We start from the raw sequence: 13,619 nt of genomic DNA on the forward strand, positions 1-13,619 counted from the left end.
TATTTATAATTTGATAAATTCTACCCTGCGGTTGTTGGCCTTGCCTACTTCGGTGTTGTTATTATCGATAGGCTGGGTTTTACCTTTGCCGTCTGTTTCCAGTCGCGCCACATCGATGCCGAAATCTTTGCCCAGGGCTGCCTTTACAGCGTCAGCGCGGCGTTTGGAAAGGTCCAGGTTCAGTTTGTCGTTGCCGTCTGCATCTGTATGGCCTACAATTTTCACTTTTACGGCTGCATTTTCCGTGAGCACATTGGCGATATCTTTCAGCGCGCCGTAAGACTCCGGTTTGATCTGATCGCTGTTGGTATCGAACAGGATACCATGGGAGATGAACTTGCCTTCGGTCATCAGCTTGTTGCGGGTGTCCGGTGCACCTACTGCCAGGGTAATATTGCTGATGTAAAAAGTACCGTCCTTTTTGTCATAGTCGGGCGCATACGCGTTAAAGGCGAGGGTATTGAGTATAGTGCCGGCATCCAGTGCGCGTGGCAGGTCCAGTATTTTGGTACTGTCCAGGTATACGCGTACCCGTTGTTTCTGGCGCCAGAGCGAAACGCGCACATAGTTTTTCTTCGGTACGTTGAACACCGGCATACCATTAATAGTATTGCTGCCGATCACATTGGAGGAATAACGGAAGAAGCCATCTCCGGACGATTTAGGCGCCAGGCTTACTTTAAAGGAAGGCGCTGAGACCTGATTGTCAGTGGCCAGGTCAAATTTTTCATTGGCATTGGCGGCTTTGAGCATGCTGATGGTCAGCATGCCGATGCCTGCTATGCCGTTGCTGGCCATCACGTCCACCTGCAGCGTGAAGTTGTCCGGCAGGTTGCTGGTCAAGTACTCGGGGTAGAAGGTGCCGTCCTGTTTCATGGCCAGCCATTTACCGGGCCGGTTGCTCACCGTCACGATCTCTGCGCCGGAACGGGTGTTCCACTGGCCGGGAAATTCGCCCACGGCGTCCTGCGCGAAATTCTCGTGCATGATGATTTTTTCTCCCGGTACAAAATCAAACCGGGAATAGGACTTGATATCTGTATTGGCAGTGCCGCTGTTATCGGCTGCCGGCGTGGTATTGGTGGTTTCTCCGGAGGTGGTGTTGCCGGAGTCGGTAGTGCCCTGGTCGCCTTTCTTTTTGGGGGCGGTAACGTCGTCAATGGTTTTGTCGATTTTCTCATTGACTTTCTGCTGTACCTTATTTTTGATGCGGTCAAATAACTGGGCCTGTGTAGTACTTGCCACGGCGCAGATACCGAGCAACAGAATTGCCTTTTTCATGATAACAACAATATGGTTTCTGAATAATGGATAAAATGCCCTGCAAGGTACGTTGGTTGCACATACATTCCGCAGGGGGCGTGTTATTTTTTCCGGAAGTTGCGCTTTAGGGGAACGTTGACCGCTTTCTGTTATATTTACCCTCAAAAAAGTGTCGTCCCGTAAAATGATATTATCAGGACTGTTGCTGATGATGATCGTCATGACCGCGCAGATGCCTGCCAGGCGCGTGCCTGTGCCGGTAACCCTGTCGTGGCCGGATTATTTCGGTAACCGGGTGTTTTTGCCTGCCGGCAACCCGGCTACGGAAGAAGGGATAGCGCTGGGCCGCCGTTTGTTTTACGAAAAGGCGTTGTCTGCCACCGGGCAGATGAGCTGCGCCACGTGCCACCAGCAGGCAAAAGCTTTCACCGATGGTGAACGTTTCAGCGCCGGCGCCGATGGTGTGCTGCAACCCCGCAATACCATGTCGCTTGCCAACCTGCTGTGGGTACGGCAACTTTTCTGGGACGGCCGCGCCGGCAGCCTGGAAGAGCAGGCGACGATACCGCTCACAGCCCCTCATGAAATGGGACAGTCACTGCAAATGTCCGCCGCTAAACTGCAACAAACGCCACGTTATCCTGCGCTGTTCCGCCAGGCCTTTGGCTCCGACACTATTACAGCTGACGGCATCGTGAAAGCGCTAGCACAGTTCGAACGCACGCTCATTTCGGCCAACTCCCGCTATGATCAGTATCTACAGGGGAAATACCAGCCGTCTGCTGCTGAAGGCAACGGTATCACACTGTTCTATGCCAATAATGATCCGGTGCGCGGTACCCGCGGGGCCGGCTGCGCACATTGCCATGGTGGCCCTAAAACGTATAGCGACCTGTTTCACAACAATGGGCTGGACAGTCTCCCTGCTGATGCAGGCCGGCAGCAGATCACCGGGCAGGCATATGATAAAGGCCGTTTCAGGGTGGCCACGCTGCGTAATATCGCCCTTACAGCACCGTATATGCATGACGGCCGTTTTCCCGACCTGGAAAGTGTGATCGATCATTACAGCGAACACGTGGTCCATAGCGGGACACTAAGCCCCTTTTTGCAACAGCCGCTGCTACTGACTTCGCAGGAAAAAAAGGACCTACTGGCCTTCCTGCATATGCTCACGGATTCAACGTTTATTACAGACCCGCGCTTTTCCAACCCTTTTGATAACAATTAAGCTGATGATAAAAAACTGTTTTTTAGGACTGCTGCTGCTCACAGGTACAACCTCCATGGCTCAACAAAAACCGGCAGTGAAAGTATCCGGAGAGGTAACCCGTCCGTTGACGCTCTATCCTGAAAACCTGCGCCAGATGAAACGCACCACGGTTTCCCTGAAAGACCGCGATGGTAACGATCACGCCTATACCGGCGTGCCTGTGCAGGAAATCCTGGAACTGGCAGGTGTTACTACCGGTAAAACGTTAAGAGGGGAAAACCTCAGCAAATACCTGTTGGTACGGTGTGCCGATGGTTATGAGGTGCTGTTCTCGCTGGCGGAACTGGACAGCAGTTTTACAGAAAGGGTGGTGATACTGGCAGATGAATCCGGCGGACAACCGCTGCCCGCCGGAAAGGGGCCCTTCAGATTGGTAGTACCCGGAGAAAAGAAACCTGCACGCAGCAGTTTCCAGGTAACGGACATGATTATACGCTTCGCAAAAGACTGAGTTACTTTTCCACGCCAAATTCTACTTCATTGGCCCAGTGTACTTTCCAGTCGGGGTGAAAGGCACGGGCATTGAGTTTGGACACGCTCCGTTCTTTGGCCAGTTCCATGCAGCTGCCGGGAGCGCCGTTGTCGTTTACACGGAAAGACAGCTTTATCCGTTCTCCTTTGTCCATAGCGGCTTTTACGTCGGGTATCTCGCTCCAGGGGATGGCGCATTCGGTGATCACGGTATTGCCTTCCCGGCGGACCACCAGCTTGCTGTTGGTAACAGGCCCCTCTTTTTCAGATTTGGGCTGCCGCGGAAAGAAGTGTTTCCGGTTAAGTCCCGGTACCAGCAGTCGCCACATCTCCGTGCCTCCGCCATATTGGGCGGCTACGGGATTAAACGCATATTCATAGTCGGTGCATTTGTAACCGGTAAAACGCGGCATTGTGCCCGGCGGATGGGACAACATGCCGTCTTTCCCTTCCGGAATAACATTGAACGCCAGCAATACATTGTCGTACGAATACCCGAGTCCTGAATTGTCGGGCGTTACAGGGTTTTTCTGATAGGTGTAGTGCCGTACGCCTGCCGGCCATATCAGCGGTTGTTTAATTTCTTTAAAGGCGGGGGTGACGGTAACGCCGGCGGGTAAACGTGGCGTTGTTCCCACGATGTGATGCCCCCATGCGCCATACGCGCCTTTCCAGTTGCCGCGTGTATCAAAATCCTCTTTTACAAAAATGCTGTCAGATGATGGCTGGTCAAACATCAGCGCGGCCAGTTTAGCGGTATACCACCAGGCGTTGCTGTGCAACACGATGCGCACATCGCCTTCGAGGCGCAGCACTTCCCAGGCGCCGCCCCACAGGTTGGTGAGCGTACGGCGGAACAGGTTTTTACCGGTGGCGTTATCATACACTTCCAGCCTGGCGGAAGACACCCGCAGCGATGGCAGGTACAACGCTACCTGTGTGGCTTTCGGCAGATGAAGGTCCAGCCCGAAGGAATTGGTATTGTCGCCGCTTTCCCAGTAGTGCATGATACGCCCGTCGCCATTGGGCAGCTGTAAGGCGCCTGCATCGGTGGCGGGCACGCTGTTTTCTTTGATGACGAGCGACTGCTGCATGTCCAGCACATAGGAGGTATCGGGATAAAAGAACTCGTCGTCCGGCCGCTGCGCAAAACGGTACGTGCCGGGATGCGGCGTACTGTCGGCCACTTTGGCGGCGAAATAAAAGTATTGGTCGTCATAGGCGAAGTACCCGTTGGCATAGCCGTTGGCGTTGGTATCAAAGTTTTTGAACGGGTACCAGGCGGCCTCTGTCACGCTCACGGTGGCGGCGCCTTTGCTGCTGACGGTCTGCGGTAAAGCCTGCTGCCAGTCGTCCAGCTTGCCATCTACGTGTATGCTTAACCGCGATATCACGTTCACATGCATATCTTCATAGTGGGTGGCCATCCCGTCTGTGCCGGCATCAAAATGCACGGAGAGGGGATAGGTGTTATTGGCGGCGGCCACGCCCCCGGTGATCTGCACGGGAATAGTACGGGTTTCATGCGGAGCGAGCACCACGGTATCGGGAACGGATACACGCAATCCCTGCAACGCCACAGCGAGACGCCCTTTCACCGGCCGGTTCAGGATATTGGTCAGCTGCAACCGCATCACCGGTGACTGTGAAATACGGGCGGTCATATCTTTGGCGATAATCTCCACAGGCTCATAACCTTCTATCCGCGCGGTTTTTAACGCGGCCAGCAGTTTGGTGAAAGCACCTTTCGAACCGTCGGTGCGCAGGTAGTAGCCCTGGCTGTTGAGCGGTATGATCAGATACCCATTCTCTGCAAACAGCTGGTTGCCGTAGAAATCGTATAGCCGCAGATAGGAGGCGGCAGGCAGCAGCATACGGCCGCCGCTCAGCGGGCGGTATTGCTGCTGCGCCTGTTGCAGGCTGTCAGCATTAGCGCTGCCGGCAGCCAGCGCGGCCCTGATTTGCTCTTTGTCTGCCATCTCGGGCAAACCTCTCACATCACGGAACAGCACTCTTTCGGGACCAAATGCTTCACCGATATCGCCTGATACGACAGCGGTACCGTCGTCCGGATTGTTTTGCCCGTCAAATACCATGATCCAGGGCAGCCCGTTGGTGAACAGCAGCCGGTTGAAATTGCGTTCGCCTACCAGGTGCTGCACTGCGCCCAGCGCGGCCGCCTGTGACCAGGTATCCGGGATGCGCGTAATTTCTTTGGTGCCTTCCGGCGTCCGTACTTTCTGCGTGAAATGTTCGCTGCCACGGCCGCCGGTATACATGTAACCGGCGTAAATGCCCATGGAGCGGTCGTAGCCGGAGGCCCGGTTGGTGGCTACGGTAAGGCCTATACGATCATCGGTGTTGCCTACCCAGCTTTCGGTGTCCCAGATTTTAACACGGCCTCTGGGTGATTGGCGGTTAACCCACTCCGGATAAAGGGCCGGCGTTTCAATGCCCTGATAATGGATAGAGCAGAAATCGAAAACAGGAAGGAAGGTCATTTTGCCATCGGCAAAAAGTTTGTCCCAGGCATTGGAGTTGGAATCGCCACCGCCGACTAATACATCGGCGCCTTTCTTTCGCGCGTCCAGCACGGCTTGCGCCATCACGGTATATATCTCGCGGTAGCGCAGTATGTCTGACTGCCATCCGGAGATGGAAGCGCCCTCCCAGGGCTCGTTCCACAGTGATACCGCGGTGACCGGCCCCCTGGGCCAGCCGTACTGTACACAAAGCCGGTTGACGAACAGCTGGAAATCAGCATCAGAGCCAGGCGCCCATACAAAATCCTGCTTGGTCTTTTTCATCACGCGGTTGGAATCGAGGAAAGAACGCGGCATGCCCAGCGGCAGCGGCGCTGTGCCGGCGCCAAACATGAGTAGCACCGTAATGTTTTTGGACTGGTACTCTTTTATTTTAGCGTCCAGTTCCTTCATTTTCTGCGTGTAGTCGGGAGCGGTAGTAGGCGTGTAATCCACGCCCATCCGGATAGCCTGCACGCCTATACGTTGCAGAAAATCAGCGCCCATATCGTCGAGCGATTGTTTGGGATACTGCAACCGTTGCGGGTTAGCGGCGAAAGTACGCACCAGGCTGGTGATCATACGGCGGCCATACCGCCCCAGGTCCATCACCAGGGCATACCCGCCAAAGCGGGCGGGTATGCTGGGTAAATGTTCTATGTTGATATATCCGCCGGCGGGGATGTTTACTTTCACGGGAACGGTGGCCACTTCTCCCTGGCGGACCATCTCGGGCAACCAGATATCGCCGGGAAGGCCGCGGGTGCCGTAAGGTATCAGTTCAATGCTGCCGGTGGCCACTATTGGCTCGTTGAGCCGGTTCACCACCTGCAGGGTGTAAGACGGTTGTTCTCCGGGCCACAATACGTTAGTGGGGCAGGACGCACGCACTACGCTCACATCATAATCGTAATGCCGCTGATTGTTTTTTACGCCCAGCACCTCTTCGTAGCGGACCCAGTCGGCTGGCGCTTTCATTTGTGCCATACCGTTATACCCGCTGCTGACCAACAGCCCGAGTATCCATAAATATTTCATTCGTTTTTTCTTTTTATAGCTTGATGAATTTCTGTTGCCCTATGACCTTGCTGCTGGCCGCATCGGTGATGCGCAATACATAGGAGCCGGGCATCAGGTTGGCCACATCGGCGGTGATAGCGCCTGCATTGGCAGCCTGTATGGTTTTTACGGTTTTACCGGTGAAATCAAAGATGTCGAGCTTAAACCCTTTTGACACGCTTTGTTTCAGGTCGATGTACAGTGTTTTATCTACAGGATTGGGAAACACTTTGAAAGCTGCGCCGGCATTACGGGTGAGCATGGCGGAAGTGGCAGCGGTGCTGTCGGAGCCGGGAGGCGGTGGCGCCGGTGTCCAGCGGTACAGCACTACTTTATTGGCGTTGTAATCATCTTTGGTGATCAGGTATTCCCCGGTGGTACGATGATAGGCTTTGATACCATACTGTGAATCCACGTCGTTGCCCACATACACGGCAGGGTTGCTGCTGTTCATGGTCAGCACCAGTGCGCCGCTGCTGAGGTCAAACACATCTATATCAGGAATAGCATAGTATCCCACAAAGAGATAGTTGCCGGCGGCCGACATGGATTTGGCCTGCGCACGGCTCAGCGTGATCACCAGGTTAGGGGTGCGGTTGCCTGTTTTCCATCCGCGGTACACTTCTATCCTGTTGCCGATCAGTGTCCAGTCGGTGTTGCCGCCGGCCAGCACCATCATATCGCTGGCGGGAACATATTCAATGCGGTTCAACGGCATAATGGAAGTGGGCGTTGGCGTGGATACCACTGGTCCGTATATGGGTTTGCCGTTGGCGGCGAAGCTGGTCAGCGGATAATGCTGGATGGCATTGGTTTTATCCTGCGATATCCATACATCGCCGATGGAGTCGAGGCAGAAGCCGTTGCGCACTTTGCTGATGGTGTCTAACGGAATGGCAATGTGGCCGTCCGTCGCTTCATTAAAGTAGTAGCGGTAAAATACATCGGCGTTCTGGTTGTTGGCGATGAGTATTTTATGGCCGTTCACATTGGCGAGATGCCCGAAATGTTCGCCCCTGCCGTGGTCCGTCATTTGTATGCGGGCGTCCAGCGGATAGCGGTAGGGATCTACGGTGTTGGCCACATAAGTGCCGCCGTCGGTACCGGTATAGGAGTAGAGGATGTTGCCACTGTAGAAGTAGGTGCCGTCGCTGCCGGCGTCGGCAGAAGCGTTGCCTTCAAAGTTGAGCGCCTGTAATGTCCATTGAAGGTTGCCGGCACTGTTGTAGCAGTGGATATCAGTGGCGCCGTTGCGGCCCAGGTCCCATGTGCCTCCCCACGGGTTGTTGAGCACATAGAGGTTGTCTGCCGCATCCCGGCCAATGCCTACTACTCGGGTGAAACGTTTGTCGCCCACGGTGCCGCGCAGGGCGGTGGACTGGTCCAGGTATCCGCCCTGTACGCCGAAGGTACCCGACGGTACAGGCGTTCCCGTTAGGTTGCTGTAAATTTTGATCTGCATGTCCGGTCCCTGGTCGCCGATCAGCAGCTGGCCGCGGGCACTGTCGGCATACAGGGCCGAAGGCCGCGCGGTAGTGCCCAGCGTGATAACGGGACCGGCTACACCGGTAGTGTCAAAGCTGGCCACGGTGCCGCTGTTGAGCTGTGCCACCCACAGGTGGCCGCTGCTGTCGATGGCCAGCGCGCCAGGCGTAGCTACGGACCATTGCCTGATGGCCACACCGCCGGTAGTGAATACCTTGATCATGTTGTTGACAAGATCGCTGGTGTATACACGTCCATAGGATACGGCAATGCCTGGCACGGCGTCGTTGGTGCCGGTATTTACGGTAAAGAGCAGGTCGCGCACTTTGGTGGCGCGGTTGTAGCGTCCCACTTTACCGTTGTTGGGTGTTTCCTGTGCGGTGAAGATATAGGTATCGTCACCGCCGATGGCGCAGCCCTGCGATTCTTTGTTGCCGCCCATGGAGCCAAGGGTGTTGCCGTTTTGGTAGATACCGATGTTACGGCCTTTTTCATCCCAGCCGGAAGAAGTATATACCACGCCCTGCGGAGATACCCACATAGAGCGGGCACAGTTGCCCACATGTTTGTTGACATCAGAGAAATTGTTGCCCATCCAGGTGGTGATATACTGGCCCTGGCTGCTGGCATATGCCAGCAGCAGGCCTGATAATACGGTAAATGTTTTTTTCATATACTATGGAGTTTGAGGGTGAAAAGAGACGATGATTAATATCCGTGATTTTGTATAAGACGGGGATTACGGCCCAGCTCCCGCAGCGGAATAGGCCACAGCGTCTGGTCGGCGCTGATGCCCAGTACGGCGGTAGCACGACCGGTACGTGCGAGATCATAAAAACGATGGCCTTCAAAAGCCAGTTCTTTGAACCGCTCATTTTCGATGGCGATGGTAAGATCGGCATCTGTTTCGCCGGCAGCAGGGAAATCGTAGGCGGAAGGAGCGGTGGTAGGCTGACCGAACGCACGGCGGCGGATGATGTTGAGCATGTCAACAGCTTCGGCATGTTTACCCAGTTTGTCCAGCGCTTCGGCCCTCACCAGGATAATATCTGCCAGCCGCAGCGCGATGAGGTTAGGCTCCGTACCGTTGGTCAGCCGCACGTATTTGCTGACATAGGTCACCGGCGTAGTGGCTGCGGAAACGCCCAGGCTGGCGCTCTTCCGGATATCACCGGCGGCATAGGCATTGATGATCTTGTCGGTAGGCGCTATCTGGTAACTGCCTGTCTGTTGACCGGCAGGGATACCGGTAACGGGCATATAAAAACTGTACAGACCATTGGCCTGCGCGGAAGAACTGACATACTGTATCTCAAAGATGGATTCTGTGCTGTTTTTGCCACTCACGGTAAACATATTACTGTAGGCGGTACTGCCGCTCACCAGCGCATATACAGGGCTGTTGATGACATCCTGTGCCTTGATGGCGGCAGAGTCATATTTCTTCATGCTGAGGTATGCTTTGGCCAGTAGGGCTTTGGCGGTGCCTTGTGTGGCGCGCCCACGGGTGTCGGCGCCGGTGGCGAAGCTGGCGGGCAGCGATGACTCGGCAATGGTCAGGTCTGCAATGATCTGCTGAAAAATAACGTCAACGGGAGAACGCTCTATGGTAAAATCCGCATTGAAGGAGTTATAGGGCTGTGTTACCAGTGGCACAGGTCCATAGGCTTTGAGCAGGTTAAAGTAGAAGTAAGCCCGGAGGCAGCGTGCTTCTCCCAGCAGCTCCTGTTTGCGGTTGCCGGTAAACAGGCTGTCTTTCATGCCAGGCACGTTTTTCAGCAGATCGTTGGCCCTGCCGATACCGGTGTAGTTGTTCTGCCAGTAGGCGGCCACAATGGGATTATCTACCGGGATGCCATGTTGACTGAACGGCGCATAGTTGATAAGCAACGCGGTGGTAGCGTCGGAGCCGGCGTCAAAAGCTACCGGGAACTGCTGCGACAGCTGTTGCACGGCGGGATAGATGCCTACGGCGGCGCTCTCCGCATCGTTGGCGGTTTGCCAGAAGTTGTCTTCTGCGATGGTGTATTCCGGCACCTGGTCCAGTACTTTGGTGCAGGAGGCGAAAGTTATAGCGATTAAAAGAAGTCCTGTTTTTTTCATGTCTGCTGCTTTAGAAGTTCAGGTTTAATCCGGCCATAAAAGTGCGGGGCTGCGGCTGTACGGCCCAGTCGATGCCCAGCTGGGAGTTTTTAACGGACTGGTTCTGTGACTCAGGGTCATAACCGGAATAGTTGGTGATCATAAATAGGTTCTGGCCGCTCACATACACCCGTGCGCTGCTGATGCGTACGCGTTTCAGCAAAGCGGTAGGGAACGTATAGCCGACCGTGATATTCTTCATGCGGATGAAGGAACCGTCTTCCACAAAACGCTGCGATACCTCGCCGTTGGTGAGGCTGCCCGGTGTCACGGGATCATTGAAGATGGCTTTAGGCACATCGGTCTGCGTGTTGGTGGGCGTCCAGCGGTTCAGCGTTTTGGCGTCACCGTTATTGTAGTTGCTCATACGCTCGAGCATGCTGCGGGTCTGGTTATAGACTTTGTTGCCGTACGACCAGTAGAGGAAAAAGCTGAGGTCTACACCTTTATAGCTGAAAGTGTTGGTCAGGCCGCCGGTGAAGTCCGGGAGCGCGTTGCCAAGGATCACCCGGTCGGCAGCGGTAATCTTGCCGTCTTTATTGATGTCGTCATAAATCATATTGCCGGTAGCGGGATCTACACCTTTGTTGCGGTAACCGAAGAAAGAGCCAACGGGTTCGCCTACACGGAAGATACTGGTAGGCTGACTGGTGTAGAAGGAGCCAGGCAGGCTTTCGGTGAAGTCGGAGCTGGAAGGATCGCCGGCCACGGTTTCAGGCAGGCTGGTAATTTTATTGCGGTTGAAATAGAGGTTGAAGTTGGTGTTCCAGGTGAATTTACCGCGGATGTTTTCTGTGTTGATGCCTATCTCGAGGCCTTTGTTCATCAGTTGCCCGATGTTGGCGCCGTTGGTACGGTTAAATCCGGAGGTATAGGGAAGTTCCAGTTTAAAGATCAGCCGGTTGGTGATTTTCCGGTAGGCTTCTACGGTCACGTTGATGCGGCTGTCGAGGAAACTCATGTCCAGTGCCAGGTTGGTGGCGGTGGTGGCTTCCCAGCTAAGATCGCGGTTGGAAAGAGAGGTAGGAGCGATGCCTGCCGCAGCGCCGTAGTTGTAACCGGTGGAGTAGGTGGCCAGTGAAGGGAAGTCGCTGCCAAGCCCTTCGTTGTTACCGGTAACGCCTACACTGCCGCGTAGTTTCAGGTCACTGAAGAAACGCTGGTCCTTCATGAACTGCTCGTTGATGATACGCCAGGCGGCGGAGATGGAAGGGAAGAAACCATATTTCCTGTTGGCGCCAAAGCGGGAAGAACCATCGGTACGCAGTACGCCTTCCAGCAGGTAACGGTCGTCGTAGCCATAGCTTACCCGGCCAAAATAGCTTACCAGTCCCCATTTGGAGCGATAGTCCAGCGGCGAGAAAAGGTTGGTGAAGCCGGTAACGGCCTGAATGATATCGGTGGAATTGGTATTACCGGAAACGCTGATACGGCGCACATTGGCTTCCTGCGCGCTCTGTCCCAGCAGGGCGGTGAGCTTGTGTTTGCCGCGGAGCGCCGGCGTATACGAAAGGGTGTTTTCATTGACCCACAGGAACTGGGAAAACACGGATACGAAGCCGGTGGCCGGTGATTGGTTGTTGACCAGTTTGGACTGGTAGCGGTCATCGGTCACCTGCTGGTTGTCGAAGCCGAAGCTGGTCCTGAATTTCAGTCCGGGAATTATGGTGTATTCACCGTACAGGTTACCGATGTAGCTGTCTACGCCCGACTGGAACCGCAAGGAATTGGCGATCATCACGGGATTGGTCCACCGGCGGTTAGGATCTGTATAAAAGGTGCCGTTGGAATTATAGATCGGGTCATTGGGGTTCTCTATCAGGGCCAGCGCCAGCACGGACTGTCCGGAGAAGCTGTTGTCCATACGGTTGTTGATGGAATGCACGCCGGTGAGGTTCACGCCGATCTTTATCTTGTCGGTGGCCATGAAATCGAAGTTCACGCGGCCGTTGACCCGCTTGAAATGTTGCACGCCTACGATAGTGCCGGTCTGGTCGAGATAACCGACAGAAACGTAATGGGAGGTGCGCGGCGTGCCGCCGGAAATAGACAGGTTATAATTGGACACAGGGGCGGAACGGAAAATAGCGTTCTGCCAGTCGGTGTTCCTGCCTGTCTTTACAATGGCCGGGTCTAAAGGCAGGCCGGCGTTGGTGCGGGATTCGTTGAACAGGTCCACGAACTGGTCGCCGTTGAGCAGCGGCAGTCTTTTCGGTACGTCGGAAAATCCGGTGTACATGCTGAAGTTGAAGCGTGACTTGCCTTCTGCGCCTCTTTTGGTGGTGATGAGGATAACGCCGTTGGCGCCCCGGGAGCCATAGATGGCGGTGGCGGCGGCGTCTTTCAGTATTTCCACCGACTGTATATCGTTGGGATTGATGTTGTTGGTGGCCGTAATCCTTTGCCCGTCGCCGGATACGCCGTATTGTGCGGCGGGCAGGTTGCTCATCGGTACGCCGTCGATGATGTACAGCGGACGGTTTTCTCCGAAGAGGGAGCCGTTACCACGGATACGGATATACGTTTCATCGCCGGGAGCGCCGGAGTTCTGTACCACCTGTACGCCGGGGGCTTTTCCCTGCAGGGCGGCGTCCAGGTTGGTAACGGCCACGCCGGTCAGCTCGCTGCCTTTAATGGAAGAAACGGACGATGTCAGGTTCTTTTTCTGCTGGGTGCCGTATCCCACCACTACCAGGTCATTCAGGGAATTGCTTTTTTGTTGCAGTACAACGTACAGCGTCTGTTGACCGTTGACTGCCACTTCCTTCGATTCAAAGCCGACGGAGGTGCAGAGCAGTATGCTGTTGTGCCCTGGAACAGACAAGGTGTAGTTTCCCTGTGCATCAGTGGTGACGCCGGTAGCGGTGCCCTTGACCCGGACACTGACACCGGGCAGCGGTTGACCTTTATCGTCCGTAATTTTTCCTGACACAGGCAGCCGGGCGGCCTGTACCTGGTTGTCTGGCGGTGGACTGCTTTCTTTGCGTGTCACCACTACAATGCGGTCTGTAATCTGATAGGTAAGGGACAGCCCGTCGAGGAATGATTTCAGCACCTGTTCCAGGGGCGCGTCTTTGCATTCCAGGGATACGTTCTTGTAGGCCGCAGCCGATTCGCCGCGCCAGATGAAAGAATAACCTGTTTGCTGTTTCAGCGTGGAAAACACTTTTTCCAGCGGTACTTTTTTCAGGGAGACAGTTACTTTCTGTGCAAAGCCGGTTGTACCTGCCAGCAACAGTGCAATGGTCAGTATTGCCCACAACGGCCTGGCCGGCTGTATTTTCACAGCTGTGGGAATGCGCGTGGCAAAGAATTTCATATTTTTTTACTCGTGGATTTTATACATGAAGCAATCATAAAACGTGGACGTTTCACCCAATACTATCCTGCACCGGGGGCCCCCG

At 54.8% G+C, this 13,619-nt stretch carries 7 protein-coding genes; 2 read left to right on the plus strand and 5 right to left on the minus strand.

What is annotated here, in order from left to right; genetic code table 11:
* Positions 1-3: 3 nt before the first annotated feature.
* Positions 4-1,281 carry an OmpA family protein gene (locus tag HGH92_RS22080; protein ID WP_168872912.1) on the minus strand — a complete coding sequence of 426 codons (1,278 nt, stop codon included), beginning with the start codon at positions 1,279-1,281 and terminating at the stop codon, positions 4-6.
* 166 nt (positions 1,282-1,447) lie between these two features.
* On the opposite strand from HGH92_RS22080, the gene HGH92_RS22085 reads away from it, so the two are divergent.
* Positions 1,448-2,494 carry a cytochrome-c peroxidase gene (locus HGH92_RS22085; protein ID WP_168872913.1) on the plus strand — a complete coding sequence of 349 codons (1,047 nt, stop codon included), beginning with the start codon at positions 1,448-1,450 and terminating at the stop codon, positions 2,492-2,494.
* A gap of 4 nt (positions 2,495-2,498) precedes the next feature.
* Positions 2,499-2,987, plus strand: a complete 489-nt coding sequence (locus HGH92_RS22090) for a molybdopterin-dependent oxidoreductase (RefSeq protein WP_168872914.1) — start codon at positions 2,499-2,501, stop codon at positions 2,985-2,987.
* 1 nt (position 2,988) lies between these two features.
* On the opposite strand, the gene HGH92_RS22095 is transcribed toward HGH92_RS22090, so the two are convergent.
* From HGH92_RS22095 to HGH92_RS22110, 4 genes are read right to left on the minus strand one after another with little or no spacing between them, the layout of a single operon-like run.
* Entirely contained in the window at positions 2,989-6,567 is a 3,579-nt protein-coding gene (locus HGH92_RS22095) for a hypothetical protein (protein WP_168872915.1), read from the minus strand.
* A 13-nt stretch (positions 6,568-6,580) separates the two neighbouring features.
* Positions 6,581-8,746, minus strand: a complete 2,166-nt coding sequence (locus HGH92_RS22100; protein WP_168872916.1) for a T9SS type A sorting domain-containing protein — start codon at positions 8,744-8,746, stop codon at positions 6,581-6,583.
* Positions 8,747-8,781: 35 nt separating this feature from the next.
* Complete coding sequence (locus HGH92_RS22105; protein WP_168872917.1) at positions 8,782-10,176, minus strand: RagB/SusD family nutrient uptake outer membrane protein; 1,395 nt, start codon at positions 10,174-10,176, stop codon at positions 8,782-8,784.
* Between the two features lie 10 nt (positions 10,177-10,186).
* Entirely contained in the window at positions 10,187-13,534 is a 3,348-nt protein-coding gene (locus tag HGH92_RS22110; protein WP_168872918.1) for a TonB-dependent receptor, read from the minus strand.
* Positions 13,535-13,619 lie beyond the last annotated feature (85 nt).

This window comes from Chitinophaga varians (assembly GCF_012641275.1).
Taxonomy (GTDB): Bacteria; Bacteroidota; Bacteroidia; order Chitinophagales; family Chitinophagaceae; genus Chitinophaga; species Chitinophaga varians_A.

Excerpts from the sequence above, each read along its gene's own strand:
- HGH92_RS22090 (WP_168872914.1), top strand. The coding sequence starts at position 2,499 with ATGATAAAAAACTGTTTTTTAGGACTGCTGCTGCTCACAGGTACAACC.
- HGH92_RS22100 (WP_168872916.1), bottom strand. The coding sequence starts at position 8,746 with ATGAAAAAAACATTTACCGTATTATCAGGCCTGCTGCTGGCATATGCC.
- HGH92_RS22105 (WP_168872917.1), bottom strand. The coding sequence starts at position 10,176 with ATGAAAAAAACAGGACTTCTTTTAATCGCTATAACTTTCGCCTCCTGC.
- HGH92_RS22085 (WP_168872913.1), top strand. The coding sequence starts at position 1,448 with ATGATATTATCAGGACTGTTGCTGATGATGATCGTCATGACCGCGCAG.
- HGH92_RS22095 (WP_168872915.1), bottom strand. The coding sequence starts at position 6,567 with ATGAAATATTTATGGATACTCGGGCTGTTGGTCAGCAGCGGGTATAAC.
- HGH92_RS22080 (WP_168872912.1), bottom strand. The coding sequence starts at position 1,281 with ATGAAAAAGGCAATTCTGTTGCTCGGTATCTGCGCCGTGGCAAGTACT.
- HGH92_RS22110 (WP_168872918.1), bottom strand. The coding sequence starts at position 13,534 with ATGAAATTCTTTGCCACGCGCATTCCCACAGCTGTGAAAATACAGCCG.